Source organism: Actinomycetota bacterium, assembly GCA_035759705.1.
Taxonomy (GTDB): Bacteria; Actinomycetota; CADDZG01; order JAHWKV01; family JAHWKV01; genus JAJCYE01.
The window spans coordinates 1-25,597 of record DASTUJ010000039.1 but is presented as its reverse complement, the minus strand read 5'-3'; the positions used below and the strand labels follow the sequence as shown (position 1 = coordinate 25,597).

The following is a 25,597-nucleotide window of genomic DNA, read 5'->3' as shown; positions in this document are numbered from 1 at the left end:
CCTGCAGACTCCAGCCGTGCGCGACGAACGGTTCGTATCCGACAGATTTCCGCTCGCCTCCCGCTACCACCCGGATTGGGTTCTGGGCTCGGCCGGCGGGGGAGCTAACTCCCTCTGGCTGACCGAGTGGCTGTCGGGGGCAATGACCTTCACTCCCGGGATGCGGGTGCTCGACCTCGGATGCGGCCGGGCCGCCTCGTCGATATTCCTCCACCGGGAGTTCGGCGTGCAGGTGTGGGCCACCGACCTGTGGGTGAGTGCATCGGAGAACTACAAGCGCATAGCCGACGCCGGAGCGAACCTGGTTCACGCCATCCACGCCGACGCCCGCTCCCTGCCGTTCGCAGGGGAGTTCTTCGACGCCATCGTGTGCATCGACTCGTTTCCCTACTTCGGGACCGACGAGCTGTACCTCAACTACCTGGCGCACTTTGTGAAGCCCGGCGGGCAGATCGGCATCGCCGGAGCCGGCCTGGTGAAGGAGTTCGAGGGCGGAGTGCCGGAGCACCTAAAGGCGTTCTGGACCCAGGACTGCTGGTGCCTGCACTCGGCCGAGTGGTGGAGCACTCACTGGGGCAAGACGGGGATCGTCTCGGTCGAGACGGCGGACACGATGCCCGAGGGCTGGCAGGTGTGGCTCGACTGGCAGTTGACCGGGTCTCCCGAGAACATGCCGGAGATCCAGACGCTCGAAACCGATGCCGGTCGGTACCTGGGCTACGTTCGCTGCGTCGGCCGGCGCAACGGTATGGCGAAGCTGGAGGACTACTGCTGGCCGGACAGCCTGCGGGTGTCACCGGACGACTACAGCCGCCACCCCCTGCTCCGGGAGGACTAGAGCTTCGGCCCGCCGATCACGGCGGGGGTCCCCGGCGTCTCCTTCTTGCCGAAGGGAGCGATGTCGCCGAGAACTATCCCGCTCGGGTCGATAGAGAACTCCCGGATCTCCGGCTCGTGCCGGCTAGCCCGGGTCTTGGTCACCGACATGGCCCGCTTGATCAACCCGCGGTCGATGAAGTAGTTCAGCAGCACTACGTTGTCGGACAGGTGGGAGATCCCGAACTCGGAAAGGCGCTCCACCCCGAACAGGTCCGGGATCTCCATCGTCATCATCAGGCTGATGCCGGCCCGCGAGCACCGCTGGATCAGCGAGTAGAGGAACTCCCGGAACCTGACCTCGTCCGAGGTCGTCATCCGGAGGTCGGCCAGGCTGTCCACCAGTATCCGTTTGGCTCCCGTCCGCTCCGCCGCCGCCAGCAGGTCGTACACCCACTCGTCGATGTAGATGTCGACTGGGGACTTGTACATGACCTCAACCCCCGGCTCCTGCAGGGACCAGCCGAAGCCGTCGACGATCCGCTGAAGCTGGATCGGGTTCTCCTGCAGCGTCGCTACGATCCCCGGTTCCCCGAGGCGGGCTCCGTTGAAGATGAAGTGAAGGCCCATGAGCGTCTTTCCCGAGCCGGACGGGCCGGCGATAAGGGTCGATGCCCCCGGCCAGTAACCGTCGGCCAGCATCGTGTCCAGGGCGTCGATGCCGGAGGAGACCCGGGTTTTGTCCAGCACGTAATGGACTTCGGCGGGGTGGTCGGCCAGACGGGGGAACAGGTTGAGCCCGTTGCTGGATAGCCGGTAGGCGTGCCGGCCGGAGAGGAAGTCGCTCCCCCTGAGCTTGCGGACCTGGAGCAGCCGCATCTCCCGCTCGCCGGAGCGAACTGTGACCAGCCCGAGGATGGCGTCGGCCACCGCAAACTCGGGCCCGCTTGCGATCTCCGACTCCTCGTACTCGCCCACCCACAACGATGCGGTGGGGGAGACGCTCAGCCTCCCGGCGAACTCGTGGAGGAACCGGCGGAACTCGCCCGGGTCGGAGCTGAAGGCGTTCAGGGCCTTGAAGCTGTCGATGACGATCAGGCCGGGGCGACGCTCTCTCAGGACCGCCGAGACCCGCTCGCTCAGTCCCGCCAGCCCATCCTTGTTCAAAGTGTCTCCCAGGTCCTCGTAGAACACCGAGGTCCCGATAGCGCCTGCGTCGAAAAAGTCGAGCGTCTGGCCGAAGCGGAGGAGCTTCTCGAGCGGCTCGGAGACGGTTGAGAAGTAGACCGCCGGGCGGTCCGGCGTTCCGTTGCGGAAGACGTACTGCTGGGCCACTATCGTCTTGCCGCTTCCCGGAAGGCCGATGATCATGCTGATGGCGTTTGCCGGCAGGCCGCCGCCGAGAACCCGGTCGAGGGGTCCGTTGCCGCTGATGAGCCGTTCGGTCATCACATGGCTGCAGACTGGCCGGCCCACGCGGAGCCGGATCCGAGCAGCTCGTTGACCGTCGTCATGTATTTCACCGGGTCGAGCGGCTTGGGGAGAAAGGCATCGGCGCCGGCCGCCAGGGCCTGCTCGGCGGAGTCCAGTGACGACACCGCCAGGATCTTCGGGGCTTCCTTGCGGTCCTTCAGGTAGCCGCAGAGGTCCAGGCCCAGGCCGCCCGAAATCAGCAGTTCCACGACCACCAGCGACGGCAAGAGCTTGTTGAGAGCAGTGACGGCGGTGTCGTAATCGAAGGCGGCTGCGGTCTCGAAACCTTCGGCTTTCAAGAAGTACTCCTGGAACTCAGCAGCGAACGGGTCGTTCTCCGCCAGGAGGACCCGGGTTCGGCCGGTCCCGGCCGGAGCGGGCTGCTCGGAAACCTCCCCGACCTCGGAACGCTCCCGCAACAGGCGGTGGGCATCCGCCGCACTTGCACCCTCGTCCAGCCGGGCCTTTACGAACCTCAGCTGCTCGACCTGCTCACGGGTGAAAAGGCGGTGCCGGCTGGCCGTACGCTCCGGGATCACCAGGGCGTATCGGTCCTCCCAGGTGCGCAGTGTTGCGACCGGGACGCCGAGCATCTTGGCGACTGCGCTGATGCTGTAGATGGGCCCGGTTCCGTTCATAACTACCAGCGTACTTGCTCAGGACCCCTTCAGCCGGTAACTGCAACCTCTTCAATACCCCGCCAGAGGCCGATTAGGGTTTAGAGGCACTTCAAAACCTCTTCACAACCTATTCACAACTATGCTATAGTTCGTAGACGGAGCTGTATTTCGCAGATAGTGAAGAGGAACTGAAATGGCAATGAGCCTTTCCGATATCTCCGAATTCGACAACTCCCGATCGGCCACTCCCCGCCCCGAGTCCGCGCCCCCAACTCTTCACTTCGCACCAATTTGGACAGAGAGTGAGCCCGAGATGATCTTTTCCACCAGCGTGTTCAACGATGGTTCGCGGGCAGTCGTGGTGCTCGAAGGTGAGCTCGACATGGCTACCGTCGGTGAGTTCGAGCAGGCTCTCTCCGAGGTCGAGCAGTCGGCGAAAAGCATCGTGCTGGACCTCAAGAACCTGGCGTTCATCGACTGCAGCGGACTGCACAGCTTCATCGCCGCCCAGAAGCGGATCACCGCAGACGGCGGCCGGCTGGCGTTCACCAGGGGACCGCGCCACATCGAGCGGTTGTTCACCCTGACCCAGGCTTCTTCGTTCTTCGAGTTCCTCGAGGACGGCATCTCCGCCTAACCGCCTCAGACGTACCGCTAACTCCCCAACCACTGGCAAGATCTAAAGGTGGTTCAACGCGGGCAACCCTTCGGCCGGATCCAGCTCTTTGCCGCGTTGGCCTGCATCTCGATTCTCCTTTTCGCCTGCGGCTCGGAAACCCCGCCCGCAGCCGACCCGACCGCCGCTGTGTCTCCCGGCTCGAGCCCCGGAGTGATGCTTCCCCCCCAATTCCCTGAGCTCGCTGATGACTTCTACCGTTTGCCGGAGGGTGTCCCGGCCGCCGAGCCGGGCCGGTTGGTCAGGATGGAGCCGCTCGACGCGCCGGGCGGTGTGCAGGGCTGGCGGGTTCTCTACCACTCGACGTCGGTGGACGGCCGGGACATCGTGGTTTCGGGGCTGGTGTTTGCGCCGGCGGGACCGGCTACGGGACCCCGGCCGGTCGTGGCTTGGGGCCACGGCTCGGTGGGCCTGGGGGACAGCTGTGCGCCCTCCCGCTCACCCGGGGACCTGATCGGGTCGTCGACCCTTTCCGAGCTCCTGCGCCGCGGGTACGTCGTGGCGGCCACCGACTACGAGGGCCTGGGGACCCCGGGCGCCCATCCGTGGCTGGTCGGCCGGAGTGAGGGCAGGGGAGTGCTGGACAGCGTCCGGGCCGCCCGGCAGATCCCCGAGGCATCGGCCGGGAACCGCTTCCTGGCCTTCGGGGCCTCCCAGGGCGGCGGGGCGGTGCTGTTCGCCGGTGAGCTGGCGCCCGAGTACGCCGGGGAGCTGGAGCTGATGGGGGTGGTCGCCGCGGCGCCCGCCGCCGAGCTGGACCTGCTTGCTCTCCTGCCGGAGGGCAACCTGACGGCTGCGACCGGTTTCGTCGTCATGGGGGCCTTCGGATTCAAGGCGGCCTACCCGGAACTCGATCTCGACGCCATCCTCTACCCCGACATCGTCGCCCAGCGGGAGCGGGTCGAGCGGCTCTGCCAGGAGGAGATCGGCAGCCGTTTCCGCAGCGCCCGCCTGGACCGGGTATTGAAGGCCAACCCTGCGGAAGCCGATGGCTGGCGGGAGGCGATCACGGAGAACACGCCCGGGCGGAGCAGGACGCAGGCGCCGATTCTCCTGGTGCACGGCGAAGCGGACCAGGTGGTGCCGGTCGACGTGAGCCGCCTGCTGTTCGACCGCCTCTGCGGACTGGGCGGCGTCGCCGAGCTGCAGACCTACCGAGGCGCCGACCACATCGGCGTCATCCGGTCGGCCGGGTCCGATGTGCTTGCCTGGATCGACGCCCGGAACGCCGGGAGCGAGGTTGCCGGGCGTCCGGGGGCGAATTTGTGCTCCTGAGCCCCGAGGTCCTGCAGGGGATCGTCGAAGGGACCGTTGAGCTGGCCTTTCGCTGCTGGGAACGGCCGAGGGTCAAGGTCGGAACCCGGTTGAGGACCTTTGTGGGTCTGGTCGAGGTGCTGGCGGTCGACGTAGTAACCATCGACCAGATCACAGAGGAACAGGCGCGACTTGCAGGGTCCGGCTCCCGGGCAGAGCTGGTCGATGAGCTGTCCGGCTGGTCGGCGAAGGGCCCGGTACACCGTGTCCGGCTGCGCTTCGCCGGCCCGGACCCCCGGATCGAGCTGCGAAACCGGGGGGACCTGTCCCGGGAGGAGCTGGCCGGCCTCAAGGCTCGGCTGGAGCGGATGGACCGGTCGTCGACCGTAGGGCCGTGGACCCGGCCCGTCCTGGAGCTCATTCAGGACTCACCCGGCACCCGGGCCGCCGACCTCGCCGCACTGCTGACGCGGGAGACCCTGCCGTTCAAGCGGGACGTCCTAAAGCTCAAGGAGCTGGGTCTGACGGAGAGCCTGGAGGTCGGCTACCGGCTGTCGCCCCGCGGTGCGGCGTACCTCGCAGCGACGGAGTAGGTGCTTAATTCTCTGCTCTGCCGCTACCACCGCCGGCTGAAAACCTTCCACGGCCGACCAACCCGAGCCGGCCACCTTCGTCGGCATGAAAGAGTTCGACTCTGATGGGCGAGGGCTAGCTCTTAAACGGAGCGGCGAGCCGGGCGATATCGTCTTGCGGCCGTGGGCCGGCCGTCCAAAGGGTTGGTGGCTGAGGTTAGTACGGGTCCGGCGTGGGAGTGACGCAGGCCGAGGCGTCGCCGTCGGCGCAGTGGATCCGCAACTCCGCTTCGACCAGCCGGTCCCTCAGCTTGCAGGCGTCCTGGTTCCCCTGCTCGCAGGCGGCGGTCATCTTGGAGAAGTGCCCGTCCTCCAGGCGGCCCGGTTCCTGGGCCTTGTCGCAGGCGGCGTTGTCGCCGCCATGGCACGAGTTGAGGAGGGCGACGGTTTCTGCGGTGAGGCCCGGCTGCAGGAATGCGGTGATGTCCGCCGGAGTGGCGGCCGGGGAAGCAGTGGCGCCGGTGGTGGGAGATGCCTTTTCGGAGGCGCTTGCCGACGGCGACCCTTCGATGGCCGGGTCATCGCCGCTGCAGGCGGCCAGCAGCGCGATCGTCAGGACGGCTGGAACAAGCAGGCGGAGCTTGGCGCTGGTCATCGAACCTCCTCGGCGTAGGGTCTTTCGATCCTATGTCAGGCGGGGTAGACCTGGATCTCCGTGGCCTTGATAGAGACCCAAACCGGTCCGGCCGCCACCAGGTTCAACTCCTTCAGGGCCTGCACGGTCACCTCGGCCACCACCCGTACCGGTCCCGTGACGCTCACCCGTGCCCTTTCACCCTCGAGGTCGATGCCGGAAACCGTGCCCTCCCAGACGTTCCGGGGAGAGCCCTCGGGATGCGACCGGTGCAGCGCAACCGCCCGGGGGTGGATGGCGGCGTAGACATCCCCGAGGGGTGTCGACGGGGCCACCAGGCGGCCGCCTTCCTCCACCTCGACGTGATCGCCGAAACCCTTGCCGCGGATCAAGTTGAGGCCGACCAGCTCGGCGACGTAGGCCGAACGGGGGCGCAACGCCACCTCGGTCGACGTGCCGTCCTGGATCACCCGGCCGTTCTCCAGGACTATCAGCCTGTCTGCCAGAGCAGCAGCTTCGAGCGGGTTGTGGGTGACCAGCAACGCGGATCCCTCGAACGAGCCGAGGTGCCTGCTCAGCTCCCGCCGGACCTCCAGCTTGGTTCCGGCATCCAGGGCGGCCAGCGGCTCATCGAGAAGCAAAAGGCGGGGGTTGGGCGCCAGGGCGCGGGCGAGCGCTACGCGCTGCGCCTGCCCGCCCGACAGCGACCCCGGCTTCTCCTTGGTATAAGCGTCAAGCCCCATGGTGCCGAGCCACGTGGATGCCGCAGCACGGGCTGCTCCCTTCGTCACGCCCCGAGATCGCAGGCCGAACGCCACGTTCTCGACGACCGTCAGGTGCGGGAACAGCAGGTAGTCCTGAAAGACGAACCCCACCGAACGTTCAGCCGGCAGCAGCCGGGTGCCGGCGCCGGTGTCCTCCAGCACCTCGCCGTCGAGAACCACCCTGCCGGACCGCACGGGTAGAAGACCGGCCAGAACCCGGAGGAGCGTGGTCTTGCCCGACCCGTTGGGGCCCAGCACCGCCAGCACTTCGCCCGAACCGACCCGCAGGTCGACGTCGAGGTCCAGGCTTCCCAGCTGCAGCTCGAGCTTGGCTTCGAGGCTCACAGGTTCGGCATAAATCGGTCGCGGAGCAGGACGAGCACCGTCAGCGACACGGCCAGGAGCACCACGCTCAGCGTGATCGCCGCCTCCAGACGGGTCTCCAGCGCCAGGTAGACCGCCAGCGGGATGGTCTGGGTTCGCCCCGGAAGGTTCCCGGCGAAGGTGATCGTCGCGCCGAACTCGCCGAGCGCCCGGGCCCACGCCAGGGCGGCCCCGGCCCAAAGGCTCGGCCCTATCAAGGGGAGGGTCACCCGGCGAAACGTGACCCACGGTCCGGCGCCCAGCGTCGAAGCGGCGTCCTCGAACCGCCGGTTCATCGACCGGAGGCCGGCCTCCACGGTGATGACCAGAAACGGCATGGCGACGAATGTCTCGGCCAGGATCGCCCCAGCGGTAGTGAAGGGGAGCGTGATGCCGAAGGCCTGGTCCAGCCACCTCCCTGCGAAACCACGCCGTCCGAAGGCAAGCAGCAGGGCGACGCCTCCCACCACCGGCGGGACGATCATCGGCAGGGTCGTCAGCGCTCGCACCACCGACTTGCCCGGGAACTGCCACCGGGCCAGCGCCCAGGCCAGCGGAACCCCGAACACCACGGAGATCGCAGTGGCGGCCAGTGAGCAGACCAGGGATAGCCACAGGGCGCTCCGCACCGGCGGAGAGGCGAGCTCGGTCCCCAGCTCACTCCAGGGGGTGCGGAGCAACAGGCCGACCAGCGGCAGCAGGAAGAACAACACGGCCACGCCAACTGCCACCTTCGCCACGCCGGTGGACGCCCTCTCCAGCGACCCGGATAGGGTTCCCCGGCGTCGGCCCGGGAAGGGGGTGGGCTGCGGCTCCGGTTCCCTCAAGGCGCCCTAGGGTGCGATGAACCCGTGGTCGGTCAGGACTTTTCGCCCTTCGCCGGACAGGACCAGGTCGATGAACGCTTTGCCCACGGCAGCGTTCCGGGCACCCTTCACGAGGCCGATGGGGTACTCGGCGGTCACGTTGGACTCCTCGGGAATGTCGACGCCTTCGGCCTTGCCGCCGGCAGCCTCCACGTCGGTGGCGTAGACGATGCCCGCGTCGGCTTCCCCGAGCGTGACCGGTCCGACGACACCCTTAACGTCCACCGCCTCCGAGACCGGATTCACGGTGACGCCGGCCTTGGTCAGCGCCTCGCGGGCGTACCTGCCCACCGGCACCCCGGGCGCCGCAAGGACGACCTTGAGGTCCGGCCCGGCCAGGTCTGCAAGGGTCTCGATGCCCTTCGGGTTGCCGGGGCCGACGATGATCTGCAGTCTGTTTCGCACGAAAACTTCGGGCTTCCCGTCGATCAGGTTCCGGTCGGTGACCTTCTTCATGTTGGCCTGGTCCGCCGAGGCGAACACATCGGCGCCCCCCTGCTCTTCGATCTGGGTTGCCAGACCGCTCGAGGGCCCGAAGTTGAAAACGAGGCCGGCGGACGGGTTCTCGTCCCGGAAGAGGTCGCCGATTTCCTGGAACGACTCGGTGAGCGAAGCGGCCGCGAAGACGGTGGCGCTGCCGGAAAGTTGCTTCCCGGCCGCCGGGGAAGTGGGCTCCCGGTACCCCACCTCGGGCCTGCAGCCGGCGAGGATCAGCAGGGCAAGTGCTGCTATGAGACGGCTTTTCACGGTCAGGGCTCCCTCGGGAGTTCGATGACGACGTTCGTGGACTTGACGGCTGCGACCGCCAGCATGCCGGGCTCCAGCTCGAGCTCGTCGGCCGCTTCTCTGGTCATCAGCGAAACGAGCCGGTGCGGGCCTGCCTGGATTTCGACGTGCGCCGCAACGCCGTCCTTGAGGACCTTGGTGATGATGCCGGGAAAGTGGTTGCGGGCCGACTCGGCGTTGATGTTCTTCAACTCGCCCGACTTTGCGATGCTGCTGACGAAGGCGGCCAGGTCCGCTCCTTCGACGATTCTTTTCCCGCTCTCCGAGCGGGTGGTGACGAGGCGTCCGCTATCGGCCCAGCGCCGGACCGTGTCCACGCTCACCCCCAAAAGTTCTGCCACGCGGCCCATACGAAAGCTCGTCATGCGGGAATTATCTTCACCCCTTACGGCAAGTGCAAGTCTGTAGGCCAAAAAGCCTCGCATCTGCAGCGTTTCTACCGACTCGACCTGGCTTATACGGTTTCTCGGCCTTCCGTGTGGCGGGTATTGCCACCGCCGGTTGTCGAGTTCAAAATGGTCCGGTCCAACTTGCCGATCTTTGGTGGCGATATGGGTCTAGACAACCAGCCCGTGCCTTCGGACATGCAACGGATGATGGACGACCTTCGCAAGAAGGGCTGGAACTCGAAGAGGCTGGAAAAACTGGAAGGGCGCTGGGATCGGACGCTCGGATGGGGCGGCTGGGCCGCCCATGAGCAGGAGCGCCGGCACAGCGAGAACGGCGGCAGTCCACGGCCGTCCGTGCCCGACGAGGCCTGGGAGCCGCCGGAATGGGAAGGCGCCCGCTACCGCATAGACCCCCCGAACCCCGCCCCTGAAGCGGTCATCAACTGCGCCGAGCGGGTCCACCTCTGCAAAGCGGTCTGCTGCAAGCTCAACTTTGCCCTCACGCCGGGGGAGGTCCGGTCGGGCAAGGTCAAGTGGGATCGCAAGCTTCCCTACCTGATAGCCCACGGTGAGGACGGCTACTGCGCCCACCTGGACCAGGGGAAGGGCTGCAACATCTTCGAGGACCGCCCGGCTCTTTGCCGGCGGTTCGACTGCCGCACCGACGGCCGGGTGTGGAAGGACTTCGAAGGGATGGTCCCGAACACCGAGTGGATCGACGGCATTGTAGCCAGCTCGCAGCGGGTGGTCGTCAAGCCGAAGGCGCCCCTGCCGGTCGTCCAGGTCACCTCGAAGCGGGAGGAGATCAACTCCTAGGATTCGTGCCGCCGTCCGGGTTGTTTGAGGATCGCCCGGTTATCGGTAAATAGGAGGAGTGGTTAAGCTCTAGATAGATCCTCCGGGACGGGAATTTTCTCTGAACCCCGGATGTTGGAAGGATTAATTACCTCGTAGGCCACAAAACCGGGAGGACAATCTTTTGTTTAAGCGCTTCACGTTTCGCGTCGAACTCGAAGGCATGGAGGACCTGCGGGCTACGGTTGACTCTGCGGAGAGAGCCGGCTTCGTTCTGAGGCCGATCGAAGGCATGCAAGAGCCGATTTCCGCCATCGACGTAGATGGCAACGAGCTCAACATGGGCGACTTCGTCCTCGACTGGTGGAAGCGGGGCGGCGAAGAGGGCGGGCTGGTCATCAACCTGCGGGAGGACGTGCAGAACCACCTTTCCCGTGAAGAACAGCTGGAGCCCGACTACGTCGTGGTGCTAACCGACCACGGCGGCGACGTCATGTTCGACCTCAAGGACATCGCCAAGGACAAGTGCGAGTGGCTCCTCGAGAAGATCACCTGCGGCGACATCGACGCCGCCCAGGAGATCCTGGAGCTGGGCAAAGAGGCCGGAGGCAAGGTCGTCTCCAAGATGGGCCGCGACGGCCGCTACAACAAGGAGATCCTCTGGAAGCCCTTCCGGAGCCGCTACTACAACCCTCCGACCGAAGACGGCCTCTCGGTGAACCCGGCGGACGAGGAGTTCAAGCGGATCAAAAAGACCCGGCAGTCTTTCGAGGACCGGGTGGCCGAGCTGAAGGAGATCTACGGCGACGCCTACGTGAACGCGATTCCCGAGAAGTCCTTCCACACCGGCGGCACGGCCCAGAGGGCCAACCCGTTCTCAGCGAAGAACTACACGGTCTCCAAGCGGGTGGCCGAGCTGAAGGACGCGCTGACGCCCGAGCCTGAGACCGAGGACAAGGACGACATGGAGCCTGCGGGCAAGGAGTAGGCTGAGGGCAACGCTCTCAGGAGGCTCCATGAACCAGACGCTGACCGACGAGGTACGGCAGAAGTACGCCTGGACCGCCCGCGAGGTGATCCAAGCCGAGTTCTCCCAGCTGACCGTCCTCGGCGCATGTTGCGGCGGCGGGGAGGACGGCGCCTGCTGCAGCACCACCGACGCCGGGCACGTCCACGGCGCCGAGCCGGCAGCCGCCTTCGGTTCGTCGCTCTACCCGGCCGCCCAGACGCAAGCACTTCCGAGCCTGGCGGTCTCGGCCGGCTGCGGATGCGGCAACCCTACAGCGCTGACGGCGATTGCCGAGGGCCAGACGGTCCTCGACCTGGGTTCAGGCTCCGGCATCGACGCCTTCCTGGCGGCAGCTCTGGTCGGCCCCGAGGGCAGGGTCTACGGGTTGGATATCACCAACGAGATGATCGCCCTCGCCAACTCGGCGAAGCGTTCGGCCGGCCTGACCAACGTAGAGTTCCTGCCGGGCGATATGGAGAAGGTCCCCCTGGCCGACGGCTCGGTCGACGTCGTGATCTCCAACTGCTCCATCAACCTGTCGCAGGACAAGCAGGCGGTGTTCTCCGAGATCGCCCGCGTGCTCAGGCCCGGCGGACGGATCGGGATCTGCGACGTCCTGGCGTCCGACGCCCTTTCGCCCGGCGACCGGGCGGCCCGGGGCAGCTACGTCGACTGCATCGCCGGAGCCCTGAGCGTCGGGGAGTGCACCGAAGCGCTGGAGCGAGCCGGCTTCGAGGAGGTTCGCATCGACCTCACCCACCCGGTGGCCGACGAGATCTTCGCCGCATCCATCACCGGCCGGAGAGCCTGACCGGCCTGTGACGTCGCTCAAGGAACGGATCCGGGAGGATCTCACCGCGGCCATGCGGGCCAGGGACGAGACGGCCAAGGCGACGCTGCGCAGCGTGATCACCGCCATCAGCAAGGCCGAGGTGTCCGGCAAGCAGCAATCGACCCTCAACGACGACCAGGTGATCGGCGTCATCCGCTCCGAGCTGGGCAAACGCAAGGAGGCCGCCGAGATCTACGACAAAGCCGGCCGGGACGAGCTGGCCGCCCAGGAGCGGTCGGAGGCCGAGATCCTGTCGACTTACATGCCCGAGGAGATCGGCGACGAGGCGCTGGCGGCAATTGTGGCCGAGGAGGTCGCCAACGCCCGCAACGCGGGGATCGAGGGCCCTCGTGCGATGGGCGCAGTCATCAAGGCGGTCCGCGAACGGGTGGGGGCCGCGGCCGAAGGCTCCCGCATCTCGCAGGTGGTCAAGGCGGCTCTCGCCGGGTGAACCTTCGACACGTGCTCCAGGCCGAGCTGATCACCGCGATGAAGAACCAGGACAGGCCGGCGATCCTGGCCATCAGGTCGGTCCTTTCCGCCATTGCCAACAAGGAGGCCGTCCCGGCCCCGAAGACCAGCTCGATCGACGACCCGGTCAAGGGGTACGCAGACGTCCCCCGCCGGGAATTAACCCCGGCGGAGGTACGCCTGGTGGTGATGGACGAGGTCGACGAGCGGCGCAACTCCGCCGACTATCTCACCACTGCCGGCAAGCTCGACGAGGCCGCCGCCCTTCACAACCAGGTTCAGATCCTGGAGCGCTTCCTTTATCTGACCTAAGGCTCTAGGGCAGCAGAAGGCAGCTGTCGCCGAACTCGTGCCACAGGTAGCCTGCGGCGGCTGCGGCGTCGTACGCCCGGGTGACCAGGCCGCTCCCCGCTACCGCCTCCAGCAGCAACAGATGCGTCGCCGACGCGGCGTGCCAGCCGGTGATCAGCCCGTCGACCGTCCGCACCGGCCGTGATGCGTCCAGAACCAGGTCGGTCCAACCTTCGGCGGCGTTAACGAACCCCTGCTCGTCCGCTGCCGACTCGAGGGCTCGCGTGACCGTCGTGCCGACCGCCACCACCCGGCCCCCCTCCCGGTGCGTGTGGTTCGCCAGCGCCGCGGTCGCCGCGGGAACCCGGAACCGCTCCGGCGCGGGCGGCTCTGAGACCTCAGGAGAGGAGACTCCGGTGTGCAGGGTGATCGGAGCCAGCGAAACCCCCCGGGAGACCAGGCCGGCCAGCACGCGCCCGGAGAACGGCCGCCCGGCGCTGGGCATCTCGGCGCCGCCGGGCTCGGTGGCGAAGATGGTCTGGTAGTCGGACAGCGGCGGCCGCTCCTCCAGGTAGCCGTAGGCGATCGGACGGCCGAAGCGCTTCAGGTACCCGGCCACCGGCCGCCCCAGCTGCGGCCGGGCCAGCAGCAGGCGGCTCCGGCCCTCCACCCCCCGGTAGGCCGAGAGGATTGCGATCCGGCCGCCCCCGGGCAGTTCCACCACCTCGCCGGTGCCGCCGTCGAGGAACGGTCCGCTGTTGTCGGGCTTGCGAAGCTCCACTACCCAGCTGCCGTCGTCCATCTCCGCCGAGAAGTGGACGATCGTGGCCCGGCCGTACTCCCGGGTACCGTCGACGGCAGCCGGAAGTGTTGCCGAGTTGTTCACGACCAGCAGGTCGCCCGGCCGGAGAAACGAGCCGAGATCCCGGAAGCTCGCATGGGTGATCCCCTTTCGGCTCGCCACCAGCAGTCGCACGCCGTCCCGGTCGAGCCCTCGGGACTCCGGAGGTCCGGGCGCCGCCCGCCCCTCGGGGTAAGCCGGAGCGGCAGCGCTCACCCCGCCTCCATTCCGGCGCCGACCAGCAGGTCGGCCGACCGGTAGCGGCCGCTGGGCGGGGAGTCGGCCAGGAGCCGGAGCAGGGCGGGCACGACCGTCTCGGGCTCCGGCCGGTCGGAGATGTCCTCGCCGGGGAAGGCCTCCTGGTGCATAGCGGTCCGCATGTCGCCCGGGTCGAATGCGTAGACCCTGAAGCCGGGCTGCTCCGCTGCGAGCACGGCCGAGATCTGGTCGAGGGCAGCCTTTGACGCCCCGTACCCGCCCCAGCCTCCGTAGGCTTCGACCGCCGCGTCCGAGGTGATGTTCACGATCGCCGCACCCGGTGACAGGTGGGGGAGCAGTTCCTGGATCAGCGCCAGAGGCGCCAGGACGTTCGTCTGGAAGACCTGCTCCAGCGCGCCCAGCGGGTAGCGGGCGAGCTCCGGCAGGGGACTGGTGCCGAGGGTGCTGGCGTTGTTGACGAGCAGGTCGAGCCCGCCGGCCCTCGCCACCGCGCTGGCCAGCTCCCTTCGGTGCGCCGGGCCGGCCACGTCGCCTGCGACAGCCGTGACTCCCGGCCCGATCATCTCGGCGGCCGCCTCCAGTGCTCGGCCGTCCCTTGCATCGACGATCAGCTGCCAGCCCCGCCCGGCGAGAGCCTTGGCCAGCGCAAACCCGAAGCCGCGGGATGCGCCGGTAATGAGTGCTAAAGGCATCTTTCTCCTCCTGGTTCCGCTTTTGGTGCAGAATAGAAGTTGAAGTCAACTTTAAGTCAAGCAGGAGGTAAGCCGGTGGACGAGGAATGGCTGTCGGTGGGGCAGGTCGCGGGCCGGAGCGGCTTCGCCGCCTCGGCAATCCGCTACTACGAGGGTGAGGGGCTGGTCTCCGCCGAGCGGAACAGCGGGGGGCAGCGGCGGTTCCACCGCAGCGTCCTGCGCCGCCTGGCGTTCATCAGCGCAGCCCGGCACCTGGGCGTGAGCCTTGAGGAGGTACGGGGAGCCCTGGGCCAGCTGCCCCAGAACCGGACGCCCAATGCAGCCGACTGGAAGCGGATCTCACTGCTCTGGAGGGAGAAGCTCAACGGCGAGATCCGGGCCCTCGAGGCACTGAGGGACGGGCTCGACTCCTGTATCGGCTGCGGCTGCCTGTCGCTGGACCGCTGCAAGATCTCCAACCCGCACGATGCGGCGGCCTCCGGAGGCCCGGGCGCCGTATACCTGCCCAAGCAGTTGAGGGTGCCGGCTACTACTCGACCGTAAATCCCTGATCGTTCGGGAGCAGGTTGATCCAGGTGTTTCCGGCGGCCAGCTCAATCGGCTGGCCGGCGTCGTCCACCAGCGTCGTCTGGTCGCCCAGGGTAGGCCGGTTCCACCTGCCGTGGACCGACTGCCCGTTGCGCAGGACGATCGCCTCACCGGAGCCTGCAACCGCGATCTCGGGGGAGCTGCCGCCCCGGTTGACCGGCACCTTCATGACGACGATGTTGGTCCCGCCGAAGCGTGCGCCGCTGGCGGCGTTGTGCGGAGAGCCGCCCTGCGACCGAAGGTACTTGTTCGTTGCCGGGTCGTAGGTGTAGGTGACGCCGACTGCGCCCGAGTAGGCAAAGGAGACCTTGTTGCCCGGAGGCGGTGCAGGGGCTGCCGGCGCCGGCGGGGCCGCCGATGAGCCGGGGGAGGCCGCCTCGGTCGGGGCCGGCGGGGGAGGCGCCACCGGGGTCGGAACCAGCTTGGGGTTGAAGATCAGGCCGGTCTTCGGCGGGCCCGCCACGCCCTGGGCGGCCGGACGAGCACGGATCTTGTCGGTCGACGTGTACAGGTTGTGGGGCGCCGGGCGGCCGCCCTTGCGGGCGTAGGCCGGGCCGTTGGAGCCGTGCGCCAGGTTGATCACGCCGGCGGTACGGGCGACCTTGGCCAGGTTGTTCGGCGAGGCCCCGGAGTAGGCAAAGAGGACGGGAGCGTACTGGGTCATGATGTCCGGGTCGACGGCCCGGGCGCTGCGCACCGGGCCCAGGTCGGCGGCGTCGCCGCAGTGGTAGATGCCCATGAAGCGGGTCAGGCCGCCTTCGACGAGCTCCTCGTAAACGATGTCGGCAGTTTCGAGGCCGGTCTGGGGCCGGGCCCGCGGGTGGTTGTCGATCTTCACTGCCATAGCCGGTCGGTTGACGTCCACGCCGGCGGGAAGCTCGATGCCGCTGAGCGGGCAGCGAACCGGTTCGGGCGGGGGAGGGGGCGCCTCAGGGGACTCTTCGGCGGCCTCGGTGGCTTCGGGTTCGGGGTCGTCGTTGCTGCACGCGGTCGCAAAAAGGGCGAAGAGCAACAAGAGGGCAAGCAATCGTCTCGGCATAGGGCGGAACTCTACACTGCCTCGGTGCCGGTTGGTCAAAAGGGCGATCCTGCCTGGACGGTTTAGGGGGTGACCCGGTTGAGCTTCCGGACCGTGTAATCGGTCCATATCCCGTTGATCCAGTAGACGTCGGACTCGACGACCGCCCGGACCGCGTCCTCGCCTTCGATGTCGAAAACGATCAGCGAGGCGCTCATGTCCGCAAGCGCTCCGGCGACCAGCACCGCGCCGGCGTCGATCAGCTTGCCGACCCGCTCCAGGTGCTCCTCGCGGAACGGCGCCCGCTTGTCCGCAGCGCCCTCGACGTAGGTCGCCTCGACGACGTGGCTGGTGGTGATGTTCATGGCTGCAGTCTATTGAAGCTCGGGCAGGGTCTGCTTCTGGGTGAGGACCGGGGCGAACAGGTCGCCGTGCTTGTCGACCCGCTCCAGCGCGTCGGCGTAGGAGAACTTGAGGTCGTCCGGGTCTTTCGACTTCTCTGTCTCAACCACCTCGTCCCAGGTGAGCGGCGTGGAGACGGTCGGGGTCTCCTTGGCCCGAAGCGAGTAGACGCACACCGTGGTCTTGAAGTAGTCGTTCTGGCTCCAATCGATGAGCACCTTGCCCTTCCGCAGCTCCTTTTTCATGTCGGAGACCACCAGATTGGGCAGCTGCTGCTCCATGACCCCGGCGACTGCGTGGGCGAACGACTTGGACTCCTCGTACGTGTCCTTCGAGTTCAGGGGCAGGTAGATCTGCATGCCCTTAGAGCCGGAGGTCTTGGGGTACGCCTCCAGTCCCAGGTCGGCGAACATCGTGCGGAGGGCCAGGGCCACCGTGCAGCACTCGACGATGCTGGTCGACGGGCCGGGGTCCAGGTCGAAGGCGACTGCGTTCGGCCGGTCCAGGTTCTTACCCGACGAAAGCGAGGTGTGCAGCTCGAGGTCGGCCAGGTTGGCGATCCACACGAGGCTCGGAAGGTCGTCGATGCTGCAGAAGTCGATGGTCTTCTTCTGCCGTTCGCTGTGGATGGGGATGGTTTTCATCCACTTCGGCCGGAACTTGGGGCACTGCTTCTCGTAGAAGAACTCGCCCTCGACGCCGTTCGGGTAACGCTTGAGCGTCAGCGGCCGGTTCTTCAGGTGGGGGAGCAGGACCGGGGCGACCTTGGTGTAGTAGTCGATGACATCGCCCTTGGTGAACCCGGCCTGCGGGTAGAGCACCTTGTCGAGGTTGGAGAGCTTGAGCTCTTTGTCCTCCACCTGCACCACGGTTGCGGTTGCCATCGAAGCCTCCTGGTCCAGCGAGGTATGCCCTGGCGATGCTGCAACCAAACTACCGTGCCGCGGCGTAGCTCCCGTGGATCAGTGACAAGAACTCCTGCCGGGTCCGAGGGTCCTCCCGCATCTTGCCCAGCAGGGCCGAGGTCACGGTCATCGTCCCAGGTTTCTGGACGCCCCGCAGGGTCATGCACATGTGCTCGGCCTCCAGGACCACACCGACTCCCTTCGGAGCCAGCTGCTCCTGCAGGCAGTTGGCAATCTGGGTCGTGAGCGCCTCCTGGACCTGGAGCCGCCGGGCAAACATCTCGACCACCCGGGCCAGCTTGGACAGCCCGACGATCCGGTCGTCCGGTAGGTAGGCGACGTGGGCGACACCCTTGAACGGCAGCATGTGGTGCATACAGAGCGAGTTGAAGGTGATGTCCCGGGCGACGACCATCTCGTCGTAGCCCTCGTTCGGGAAGGTGGTCATTCGGAAGGGCTTTGGCTCGAGCATCTCGGCGAACGAGGCGGCCACCCGGCGGGGGGTGTCGGCCAGGCCGGGGTCGCCGGTGTCCTGTCCCAGGGCGACCAGCAGGTCCGCTACCGCCCGCTCGGCGGCGGACAGGTCGACTCCGGGCCCCAGGGGGCCCAGGTAACGGTGTCCGGCCTCTACAACCGCGCTGCTGATCAAGCTGACTTCTCCTTCCGTCGTCCGGCGACCCAGATGAGGTCCTCGCCGCGTTCCTCCAACCTTCCAAAGCAGATGACCCCCCGGCGCACCAGCGGAAGTACGTGCGAGTCGCACTCGGGGCACAACACGAGGCTCACGAAAGCCTCGCCCTCCTGCTGCCGCATGTGGTGCCGCGAGATCTGCAGAAACACGTGGTTCGGGCGGTCGCACCAACGACAGCGGATGGGAACCTCGGTTTCAACCAGCGCTACCAATGTCGCCTCCTCCGGCAACAACTGCGGGCACCTTCGCCCTGACTACGGACTGGAATCCGATGCGCTTGTGGGAACCGTCGCAAAACGGCTTGTCCTCGGAGGCCCCGCAGCGGCACAGTGCGATGTTCTTGCCCTTGACCTCAATGCGGTTGCCTTCGGCGTCGATCAGGGTCACCGGTCCCCGCACCAGAAGAGGTCCGTTGTCCGACGGCTGAATCGAGCAACGCTCCGTGCTTCCATTCTGGTGGTCCATTGGTCGTGTCCTTTTCTATTGCCCAGGATGATGGTACTTAGAGACTACCGATCAAGTGGGGGAAACGCAAGTCATTTAACCAAACAATTTGGGTACTAGATTTGATATACCCCACCTTACAGGGTTTAAATCCCGAGTCGTTGGTGATAGATTATAGGTATGAATCGCGCGCTGGAGTCCAACGCCAATCTACTGGCTGTATTGGACGACGACCTGCGCCGCAGAATTTTCCTTTTCGTCCGGGCCCAGGGCCTGCCGGTCAGCCGGGAACGTGTGGCCGGTGAGGTAGGGATCTCGCGCAAGCTGGCGGCGTTTCACCTGGACAAGCTGGTCGAAAAGGGACTGCTCACCCACCACTACGCCCGTCCGGCGGGCAAGGGCGGGCCGGGCGCAGGACGTCCGGCGAAGGTCTACGAGCCGTCCCCCTTGACCATCGAGATCTCCGTTCCCCAACGCCAGTACGAGCTGGCCGGCCGCCTGCTGCTGGACGGGGTGGCGAACCAGACCGAGGGAACCTCGGCCCGCGAGAGCACCAACGACGCCGCTCTGGCCCGTGGGTCTGAGCTCGGCTCCCGTACCGGAACCGGCAGGGGCCTGCGGCATCCGGGGCCCGAGCGCACTCTCGCCGCAGCCGAGGAGATTCTCAGCGAACAGGGCTTCGAGCCCTTCCGGGAGACGTCCAAGATCGTCGCCCTGCGCAACTGCCCGTTCCACCGCCTGGCCGAACAGTCGCCCGAGGTGGTGTGTGGGATGAACCGATCGTTCATCGAGGGAATCGTTCGCGGGCTGGGCAACGACACGGTCCAGGTAGTCCTCGAGCCCGAGGAGGGCCACTGCTGCGTGAAGTTGTGCTCACCGGGGGCCGGGTAGCGCTCCGCGGGGTCGATGGCCCACAATGGGTGAAGCAGTGGTTCAAAGTTTGGTCCGGCAGGGTAGCCTTGAAGAGGCGGCTAACTACAAAGGAGCGTCGATTTGGGCCTATACGACCGCACCAAGAAGGCAGATCCGACCCCTCGGGAGCAGGCGAACTGGGACCGCCTCGCCGAAGCCGAGCGCGAGCGCCAGCGCAAGCTGAGGGAAGCCGAAGCGAAGAACCGCAGGGGCGGCGACCAGATCGACAAGCAGCGGTTCCTGGACCAGTTCAGGCACTAGCCCCCGGCTCTCCTAGGCGGGTTCACCGGGCTTCCGCCGCCGTATCAGGACGAACGCCGCGATTCCCAGCAGCGCCACGACAACTATCCCGATAATCAGCCCCACCGGCGCTCCGTCCGACTCCTCTTCCTCGGGGACCGCGGCTCTCAAGATCGTCTCCGCCAGCGGCTCGGCGCCCTCGGCACGCGGCTCGGGACGACCCCGGTCGACCACCCTGATGGGCAGCGTGGCTTCCGAGGTACCCCCGTCAGCGTCCTCCGCCACCGCTGTGATGACGTGATCTCCCACCGACAGTTTCCGCGTGTTGAGCGTGCGTGCTCCGTCCAGATCGCCGTCCAGGCTGGACGACCACACGATTCCGTCTCCATCGAGCAACCCGTCCTCGGGGTCGTGCGCCTGCGCCACGAGCTCCACCGGGGCGTACCGGGCGAACTCCTGGTTCGGCAGGGCTCCGGTGATGAAGACCCTCGGAGCCGCCTGAGGCACCGCCAGCGTCTCGCTGTCGGCCCGGCCCGTGCGGGCTCCGTCGTTTGCCTCCACCCGGATCTTCACGTCGCCGCCGGGCAGCGCCGGATCGTCGATGGTGGCCGATGTGCCGGTGACGTCCAGCTGGACCACCCGCCATGACTCGCCGTCGTTCGACCAGGACACCGTGTAGGTCAGCGGATCGTTGTCGGCGTCGGTTCCCGTCCAGCCGACGGTGACCGCCCTCCCCGACGCGGTTGCCGACTGGATCTGCACGGTCGGGGCCGTCTGGCTGAGGGTCCGGGTGGCAACCGGCTTTCCGTCGATCGCCAGCTCCACCGAGGTGGCGCCTTCCGGAAACGGCACGGGGAGCAGCCAGGCGCCGGACCGGTCGTTGCTCTCATCCAGCCCGTGGGCGCTCGGCTCGTCGAGGGGTGCCGGGATGGCGGCCAAGAGGTTGGCGTCTTTGTCTAGCACTCTGACCATGGCGTTGGTCGACCGCAGACCGGTCCGCGTGGCCTCGAGGTGCTCCTCGTAGTCACGTTCGATCGAACCGCCGATCGACCCTACGATCTTCGCCTGACCGATGGAGCCGGTCCCCGGGGTGCTCCCGATCTTTCCGGTGAGCAGCAGCCAGCTTTCCGGCTCCTCCTCCGGCAGTGCGAGAGCCGGCAGGTTCGGAGCCCCTTTCTTGACGCCCGCGCCGTTCGCCTGGTCGTTGTTCGGGATATCGGACCCCAGGCACAGGTTCAGCGTGTACGGGCCGTTCTTCTTCGGCGTACAGTCCACCGGTCCGCTCGGAGGCTTCTTGCCGTAGATCCCGATCTGATCGCCGCCGCAGGGGACCCCGTAAGCGTTCAGCAGCCGGCAGTAGTGGTAGGCGTCCGACCAGTCCGGGTTGGAGTAGCTCATGAAGGGGAAGGCGATTGCCGGGTGGGTCGGGTCGTTGCTGAAGACTTGGAACGGGTAGTCGCTGTAGTTGGTCAAGCCGAAGAAGCCCTCCTTGTCGGTCGGGGCGATGGAGCACTTCGGCAGCGCATTCGGGTGAGTGATGTCCAGGCCGCCGCCGAGGATCTCGTCGGCAAGGCCATCTGCAGGCGGGTCTCCGGTCACGTTGTTCACGGTGTCCTTGCAGCCGGTGTGGCCGAGGCCTCCCTGGTGGCCGAACTCGTGGGCCGGAGTGCCCTCGTTGGACTTGGTCCAGGCCGACAGGCTCCTCGCCCAGCCCTGGGTGGATCCCGAGGGGACGGCATTGTCGAAAACCCCGAACACGTTCTCCTCCTCGGGCAGGGCGTTTTGGGCGTGCAGCCAGTTCATGCGGGCGATGGGCTCGTCCTTGGTCTCGGTCGTAAGCAGGGTCCATTGCCCCGCGACCGATGCCTCGGGACCCGGCCCGAGCGGGTTGGTGGCGACGATGAACGGCGGGTTGGACAGGGGCAGGAACGTGAGCAAGTCGATGTAGGCGTAGAGCGCTGCCGCGATGGTCGACGACAGGGTCGGGGTCGGCCCGACGCCGGTGCCGTCGTCGAGCGCCACCATGTTCACAACCGGCTCTTCGGTCTCCTGGAAGGTGCGGGTGAGCGACTTGCGATTGTTGTCCGGGTTGGGCTCTTTGTCTTCGAGCGTCGACGGGGCGAACGCCCAGATCAGCGCCGTGAACTTGACCTGACCGGAGTTCCAGCCCGCCGGAATCAAGAAGTTGAGGGAAGCGTCGACCTTCGTGCGGTCCTGCAGCTTGTTCTCAGCGGTCACCGGGCCGTTCTCGGGGTAGATGACCAGGTCGTCGCCGCCCTTCTCGAGCAGCATCGCCCCGTCGACCGGTCCCCAGTTCCCGCTCTGACTGTGCGCCGGGTACACGCGCACCCAGGTGCGCCGGCCGTCGACCAGCGGCATGCGGTTCTTGAGGTCCTGGATGCCCTGGGTGATCTCCATCGCCCGGAGGAACAGATCGGGGAAGTCCTGTTCGGGTATCGCCAGAGGGGGTGGCGCCGGCGGGGTGGTGGCGGCGCCGACGGGGAGGTCGGTAGCCGGCGGTGGGAGATCTCCGGTGGGCGTGGGGTTGGCCAGCGGCAGGCCGGGTGTGGTCGCACCCGGTCTGGGAGTTCTGCCGGCAGGCGTGGTGGGAGCGGGCGCGAGCGACTCGATGGGCGAGGGCGGAGGCGGTGGCGGGGCCGTCGGACCGGGCGGGGGCGGCGGGGCGAGGATGCTCAGCCGGGCGGTTGCCTCGGCGACGCAGGTGGCGGCGGCGGAGGACCGGATACAGGCGCGGACGCTGTGGGCCCCGGTGGGAGCCGGCGGAACCGGGAACGTGGTGTCGAAGCTTCCGGACACTGGGGTCACCCGCCGCAGCTCCGGTCCGGTGATGGCGGTGTCCAGATAAATGATCACCTCACCGGCGGCCGGCCAATTGGCGCCGGTAGCGCGGATGGAGGCGCCGGGTACGCCTGATGCGGGAGCAAGAACCAGGGTCGGGCTGGGGGGAGTCTGGGCCCGGGCGGCTAGGGGAAGGAGGGCGGACAGCAACAGGCAGGAGATGATGAGACCGGGAGTGAACGACGCCTTCAGCCGGTCCGGCACCGGGGTCCTTTCTGTCGACTGGTTCGAACACTACATGTTCGAACTTTCGCAAGACAGCCTTGAAAACCCGGTTGAATCTGCCGATACATAGGGCATGGTAATTCGACACCACTCCAATGCGAACGATGCGGGTATGACCCGTACTTCTGTGGTGTCCCAGCCGGTCCGGACCAGGATCGAAATCGGCTACGGCAGCTCCTCGAAGGCAGTCCCCTCGGCGAAGTAGTCTCCTCCGTCTCCTCACGGACGGCGCCGCCCGCAACCGCGCAGGTCGAACAAAACGTGTTCTACGCGGACCACTTGTGGAGTCACACCCCGAAAGGAAGTCGAGACCGGGGGTTAACGAATGAGCCAAACCAGCTGGATCGAAAAGGATTTCTACGGTGCTTTGGGCGTGGAGGTAACCGTGGACCCCGCCGGGCTGAAGAGCGCCTATCGAACGATGGCCCGCAAGCACCACCCGGACGTCAACGCGGGAGACTCCGGGTCCGAGGAGCGGTTCAAGCAGATCCTCGAGGCCTACTCGGTGCTTTCCGACCAGACGCAGCGGTCGACCTACGACCGGGTCCGCGCCGGGTCGTTCTCCGGCGGGGGCAGAAGGGAGTCGGGCTTCGCCCGGTACCGAAATACGGCTCCGATGGTGCAGCCGGTAACCGGCCCCCCGAGGCGGGGCAACGACCTGGAGCAGGAGCTGGTGGTGTCGGCGAAGGACGCCCGGAGGGGCCGGCTGGTCCAGATGCAGTTGCACGACCGGGGCAGGCCGACCCGCACCGCCGTGTTGTTCATCCGGAGGGTCGCCGACGGCGAGCGGGTGTTCTTCAAGGGCAAGGGCGGTTTCGGCGAGAACGGGGGCGACGTCGGCGACCTGTACGTGACGGTCCGGGTGCGGCAGCCGCAGACGACGGATCGCAACCAGTCCGGCGCAGCGGGCACCTACGGGGACGAGCCGATGGACCTGCCCGGGGTGACCAAGCTGCTGAAGGAGTGGACCTTCTAGCGGAAGTCCCGGGCCTTCAGCTCCGAAGCCATCGTCAGGCTCAGCGGCTCGATTTTCGACGCCAGCAGGTTCACCACCCCGTCGTAGCGCTCCAGGCGGCCGGTGATCAGCAGCGCCTTCGAGGTCGTCGCCACTTTCTTGTACCGGGCCCACACCTGCTTCTGGCAGATCACGTTGATCAGGCCGGTCTCGTCCTCCAGGCTGACGAAGATGGTCCCCCCGGCGGTCGCCGGCTTCTGCCGGTGGGTCACCACGCCGCCGACCTTCACCGTCCGGTTCGGCGTAGCCGTCTCCAGGTCCAGCGCCGACAGCACCCCCTTCTTCTTCAGCGCCGGCCGTACGAACTCCACCGGTGAGCTGTCGGGCGACAGGCTGGTCGACCAGAAGTCGGCCGACGCCTGCTCGATGGCGGTCATGTCGGGAAGCTGCGGCGGGTCGGCCCCGGTCACGACGTTCGCAAGCTGGTTCTCCTTGCTCCGGGCCACCACCCCAGCAGCCCAGAGCGCCTCCCGGCGAGTGAGGCCGAAGCAGTCGAACGCCCCGGCGGTGGCCAGCGCCTCCATCTGCGGGACCTTGAGGTCGCACCGGCGGGACAGGTCCTCCATGTCGGAGTACGGCCGCCCGAGGGCGATGGTCTCCGCCAGGTCCTCGCCGATCGTCCGCACGTAGCCGATGCCCACCCGGACCGCGACGTCCCCCTCGAAGGTCTCCAGGGTCGCCTTGTCGGAGGAGGCGTTGATGTCCACACCCAGCACCTTCACCCCGTGCCGCCGGGCGTCCATCACCAGCGTCCGGGGCGCCCAAAAGCCCATCGGCTGGGCGTTCAGCAGCGCCGCCAGGAACGCCGCCGGGTAGTAGTGCTTGAGGTACGACGAGGCGTAGACCAGGTAGGCGAAGCTCACCGAGTGGCTCTCGGGGAACCCGAAGCTGGAGAAGGCGACGAGCTTCTCCCAGATCTGGTCGGCGATCGGCCCGGTGATGCCCCGGACCGCCATCCCGTCATAGAGCCGGGCCTTCAGGGCCTCCATCCGCTCGACCGACCGCTTGGAGCCCATCGCCTGGCGCAGCTTGTCGGCCTCGGCGGCGGTGAACCCGGCGACGTCGATGGCCATCTGCATCAGCTGCTCCTGGAACAGCGGGACGCCGAGGGTCTTCTTCAGCGATTTCTCGAGCAGCGGGTGCAGGTAGGTCACCGGCTCCTTGCCGTTGCGCCTCCTTATATAGGGGTGGACGGAGCCGCCCTGGATCGGGCCGGGGCGGATGAGGGCGACCTCCACCACGATGTCGTAGAAGCAGCGGGGTTTCAGGCGGGGCAGCGTCGCCATCTGCGCCCGGGACTCCACCTGAAAGACGCCGACGGTGTCGGCCCGGCAGAGCATCTCGTAAACCGCGTCGTCCTGGGGGAGGGTCGCCAGGTCGATATCCACGCCGTGGTAGTCCCGAATCAGGTCGACGCAGTAGTGGATTGCCGAAAGCATCCCCAGCCCCAGAAGGTCGAACTTGACCAGCCCGGCGGCGGCGCAGTCCTCCTTGTCCCACTGCAGCACCGAGCGGTTCTCCATGCGGGCCCACTCCACCGGGCAGACCTCGATCACCGGGCGGTCGCACATCACCATGCCGCCGGAGTGGATGCCCAGGTGCCGGGGGTAGTTCTGCAGCCGGGAGGCCAGCTCCATGACCGGGGCGGGGACGTCGGTGTCGGTGTTGGTGGACAGCGGTCCCCAGCCGTCGATCTGCTTGGACCAGGCGTCCTGCTGGCCGGGGGAGTGCCCGAGCGCCTTGGCCATGTCCCGTACCGCCGACTTGGATCGGTAGGTGATCACGTTCGCCACCTGCGCCGCGTGCTGGCGGCCGTGTTTCTCGTAGACGTACTGGATGGCCTCCTCGCGGCGGTCGGACTCGATGTCCAGGTCGATGTCCGGCGGGCCGTCCCGCTCCGGGGAGAGGAAGCGTTCGAACAGCAGCTTGAGGGCG

General features: G+C 67.1%; 30 protein-coding genes. 13 read left to right on the top strand and 17 right to left on the bottom strand.

Features of this window, described 5'->3' with window-relative positions; all coding sequences use genetic code 11:
• The first annotated feature begins 16 nt into the window (after positions 1-16).
• A complete protein-coding gene (locus VFV09_02435; protein HEU4866562.1) occupies positions 17-838 on the top strand; it encodes a class I SAM-dependent methyltransferase in 822 nt (273 codons plus the stop codon).
• Here the strand turns inward: VFV09_02435 and VFV09_02430 are convergent.
• Complete coding sequence (locus VFV09_02430) at positions 835-2,265, bottom strand: ATPase domain-containing protein (protein HEU4866561.1); 1,431 nt, start codon at positions 2,263-2,265, stop codon at positions 835-837. The genes VFV09_02435 and VFV09_02430 overlap by 4 nt on opposite strands.
• Positions 2,265-2,927, bottom strand: coding sequence for a MerR family transcriptional regulator (locus VFV09_02425; GenBank protein ID HEU4866560.1), 663 nt, complete (start codon positions 2,925-2,927; stop codon positions 2,265-2,267). Before VFV09_02425 ends, VFV09_02430 begins: the two co-directional genes overlap by 1 nt.
• A 295-nt stretch (positions 2,928-3,222) precedes the next feature.
• Here VFV09_02425 and VFV09_02420 point away from each other — a divergent pair, with 295 nt between their 5' ends.
• From VFV09_02420 to VFV09_02410, 3 genes are all read left to right on the top strand, one after another.
• Positions 3,223-3,546 carry an STAS domain-containing protein gene (locus tag VFV09_02420; GenBank protein HEU4866559.1) on the top strand — a complete coding sequence of 108 codons (324 nt, stop codon included), beginning with the start codon at positions 3,223-3,225 and terminating at the stop codon, positions 3,544-3,546.
• A gap of 285 nt (positions 3,547-3,831) precedes the next feature.
• Positions 3,832-4,860: a lipase family protein gene (locus VFV09_02415; protein ID HEU4866558.1), complete on the top strand. Its 1,029-nt coding sequence runs from the start codon at positions 3,832-3,834 to the stop codon at positions 4,858-4,860.
• Positions 4,851-5,432 (top strand): hypothetical protein, encoded by a 582-nt coding sequence (locus VFV09_02410; protein ID HEU4866557.1) that lies wholly within the window; start codon positions 4,851-4,853, stop codon positions 5,430-5,432. The genes VFV09_02415 and VFV09_02410 overlap by 10 nt, the downstream gene beginning before the upstream one ends.
• Positions 5,433-5,628: 196 nt before the next feature.
• Here the strand turns inward: VFV09_02410 and VFV09_02405 are convergent, their stop codons facing one another.
• The 5 genes from VFV09_02405 to VFV09_02385 all read right to left on the bottom strand — a co-directional run bounded on the left by VFV09_02405 (position 5,629) and on the right by VFV09_02385 (position 9,189).
• Entirely contained in the window at positions 5,629-6,066 is a 438-nt protein-coding gene (locus VFV09_02405) for a hypothetical protein (protein ID HEU4866556.1), read from the bottom strand.
• A 35-nt stretch (positions 6,067-6,101) separates the two neighbouring features.
• Complete coding sequence (locus tag VFV09_02400) at positions 6,102-7,154, bottom strand: ABC transporter ATP-binding protein (protein ID HEU4866555.1); 1,053 nt, start codon at positions 7,152-7,154, stop codon at positions 6,102-6,104.
• Positions 7,151-7,912: an ABC transporter permease gene (locus VFV09_02395; GenBank protein ID HEU4866554.1), complete on the bottom strand. Its 762-nt coding sequence runs from the start codon at positions 7,910-7,912 to the stop codon at positions 7,151-7,153. Before VFV09_02395 ends, VFV09_02400 begins: the two co-directional genes overlap by 4 nt.
• A 93-nt stretch (positions 7,913-8,005) precedes the next feature.
• A complete protein-coding gene (modA, locus tag VFV09_02390) occupies positions 8,006-8,785 on the bottom strand; it encodes a molybdate ABC transporter substrate-binding protein (protein ID HEU4866553.1) in 780 nt (259 codons plus the stop codon).
• Positions 8,786-8,787: 2 nt separating this feature from the next.
• Positions 8,788-9,189, bottom strand: a complete 402-nt coding sequence (locus tag VFV09_02385) for a TOBE domain-containing protein (GenBank protein HEU4866552.1) — start codon at positions 9,187-9,189, stop codon at positions 8,788-8,790.
• Positions 9,190-9,375: 186 nt separating this feature from the next.
• Here VFV09_02385 and VFV09_02380 point away from each other — a divergent pair, with 186 nt between their 5' ends.
• The 5 genes from VFV09_02380 to VFV09_02360 all read left to right on the top strand — a co-directional run bounded on the left by VFV09_02380 (position 9,376) and on the right by VFV09_02360 (position 12,632).
• Positions 9,376-10,029 (top strand): YkgJ family cysteine cluster protein, encoded by a 654-nt coding sequence (locus VFV09_02380; protein HEU4866551.1) that lies wholly within the window; start codon positions 9,376-9,378, stop codon positions 10,027-10,029.
• A 163-nt stretch (positions 10,030-10,192) separates the two neighbouring features.
• Positions 10,193-10,996, top strand: a complete 804-nt coding sequence (locus tag VFV09_02375; protein HEU4866550.1) for a hypothetical protein — start codon at positions 10,193-10,195, stop codon at positions 10,994-10,996.
• A 28-nt stretch (positions 10,997-11,024) separates the two neighbouring features.
• The gene (locus VFV09_02370) at positions 11,025-11,828 is read left to right on the top strand and encodes a methyltransferase domain-containing protein (GenBank protein HEU4866549.1); all 804 of its coding nucleotides are present in this window, start codon (positions 11,025-11,027) and stop codon (positions 11,826-11,828) included.
• A gap of 7 nt (positions 11,829-11,835) precedes the next feature.
• The gene (locus VFV09_02365) at positions 11,836-12,300 is read left to right on the top strand and encodes a GatB/YqeY domain-containing protein (GenBank protein HEU4866548.1); all 465 of its coding nucleotides are present in this window, start codon (positions 11,836-11,838) and stop codon (positions 12,298-12,300) included.
• Complete coding sequence (locus tag VFV09_02360; GenBank protein ID HEU4866547.1) at positions 12,297-12,632, top strand: GatB/YqeY domain-containing protein; 336 nt, start codon at positions 12,297-12,299, stop codon at positions 12,630-12,632. Before VFV09_02365 ends, VFV09_02360 begins: the two co-directional genes overlap by 4 nt.
• Positions 12,633-12,636: 4 nt before the next feature.
• Here VFV09_02360 and VFV09_02355 read toward each other — a convergent pair whose 3' ends face one another.
• On the bottom strand, positions 12,637-13,668 hold the full coding sequence (locus VFV09_02355) for an S-adenosylmethionine:tRNA ribosyltransferase-isomerase (GenBank protein HEU4866546.1): 1,032 nt from the start codon (positions 13,666-13,668) through the stop codon (positions 12,637-12,639).
• A complete protein-coding gene (locus VFV09_02350; protein HEU4866545.1) occupies positions 13,665-14,363 on the bottom strand; it encodes an SDR family oxidoreductase in 699 nt (232 codons plus the stop codon). The genes VFV09_02355 and VFV09_02350 overlap by 4 nt, the downstream gene beginning before the upstream one ends.
• A 75-nt stretch (positions 14,364-14,438) precedes the next feature.
• Here VFV09_02350 and soxR point away from each other — a divergent pair, with 75 nt between their 5' ends.
• Positions 14,439-14,906 carry a redox-sensitive transcriptional activator SoxR gene (soxR, locus tag VFV09_02345; protein HEU4866544.1) on the top strand — a complete coding sequence of 156 codons (468 nt, stop codon included), beginning with the start codon at positions 14,439-14,441 and terminating at the stop codon, positions 14,904-14,906.
• Here soxR and VFV09_02340 read toward each other — a convergent pair.
• From VFV09_02340 to VFV09_02315, 6 genes are all read right to left on the bottom strand, one after another.
• Positions 14,893-15,990: a DUF3048 domain-containing protein gene (locus VFV09_02340; GenBank protein ID HEU4866543.1), complete on the bottom strand. Its 1,098-nt coding sequence runs from the start codon at positions 15,988-15,990 to the stop codon at positions 14,893-14,895. The genes soxR and VFV09_02340 overlap by 14 nt on opposite strands.
• Before the next feature lie 62 nt (positions 15,991-16,052).
• Positions 16,053-16,334 (bottom strand): YciI family protein, encoded by a 282-nt coding sequence (locus tag VFV09_02335; GenBank protein HEU4866542.1) that lies wholly within the window; start codon positions 16,332-16,334, stop codon positions 16,053-16,055.
• A gap of 9 nt (positions 16,335-16,343) precedes the next feature.
• On the bottom strand, positions 16,344-17,255 hold the full coding sequence (ligD, locus tag VFV09_02330; protein ID HEU4866541.1) for a non-homologous end-joining DNA ligase: 912 nt from the start codon (positions 17,253-17,255) through the stop codon (positions 16,344-16,346).
• Between the two features lie 49 nt (positions 17,256-17,304).
• The gene (gene folE, locus VFV09_02325; GenBank protein ID HEU4866540.1) at positions 17,305-17,922 is read right to left on the bottom strand and encodes a GTP cyclohydrolase I FolE; all 618 of its coding nucleotides are present in this window, start codon (positions 17,920-17,922) and stop codon (positions 17,305-17,307) included.
• The gene (locus VFV09_02320; GenBank protein HEU4866539.1) at positions 17,922-18,179 is read right to left on the bottom strand and encodes a hypothetical protein; all 258 of its coding nucleotides are present in this window, start codon (positions 18,177-18,179) and stop codon (positions 17,922-17,924) included. The genes folE and VFV09_02320 overlap by 1 nt, the downstream gene beginning before the upstream one ends.
• Positions 18,163-18,432 (bottom strand): CDGSH iron-sulfur domain-containing protein, encoded by a 270-nt coding sequence (locus tag VFV09_02315; GenBank protein ID HEU4866538.1) that lies wholly within the window; start codon positions 18,430-18,432, stop codon positions 18,163-18,165. Before VFV09_02315 ends, VFV09_02320 begins: the two co-directional genes overlap by 17 nt.
• A gap of 159 nt (positions 18,433-18,591) precedes the next feature.
• Between VFV09_02315 and VFV09_02310 the strand changes: the two genes are divergently transcribed.
• Both VFV09_02310 and VFV09_02305 read left to right on the top strand, forming a co-directional pair.
• Entirely contained in the window at positions 18,592-19,302 is a 711-nt protein-coding gene (locus VFV09_02310; GenBank protein HEU4866537.1) for a transcriptional regulator, read from the top strand.
• Positions 19,303-19,404: 102 nt separating this feature from the next.
• Positions 19,405-19,584 (top strand): hypothetical protein, encoded by a 180-nt coding sequence (locus tag VFV09_02305; GenBank protein ID HEU4866536.1) that lies wholly within the window; start codon positions 19,405-19,407, stop codon positions 19,582-19,584.
• Positions 19,585-19,596: 12 nt separating this feature from the next.
• Here VFV09_02305 and VFV09_02300 read toward each other — a convergent pair whose 3' ends face one another.
• Positions 19,597-22,626 (bottom strand): hypothetical protein, encoded by a 3,030-nt coding sequence (locus VFV09_02300; protein ID HEU4866535.1) that lies wholly within the window; start codon positions 22,624-22,626, stop codon positions 19,597-19,599.
• A gap of 346 nt (positions 22,627-22,972) precedes the next feature.
• On the opposite strand from VFV09_02300, the gene VFV09_02295 reads away from it, so the two are divergent.
• The gene (locus tag VFV09_02295) at positions 22,973-23,623 is read left to right on the top strand and encodes a DnaJ domain-containing protein (protein HEU4866534.1); all 651 of its coding nucleotides are present in this window, start codon (positions 22,973-22,975) and stop codon (positions 23,621-23,623) included.
• Here the strand turns inward: VFV09_02295 and VFV09_02290 are convergent.
• A partial coding sequence (locus VFV09_02290) for an error-prone DNA polymerase (GenBank protein ID HEU4866533.1) occupies positions 23,620-25,597 on the bottom strand: 1,978 nt, incomplete at its 5' end. The genes VFV09_02295 and VFV09_02290 overlap by 4 nt on opposite strands.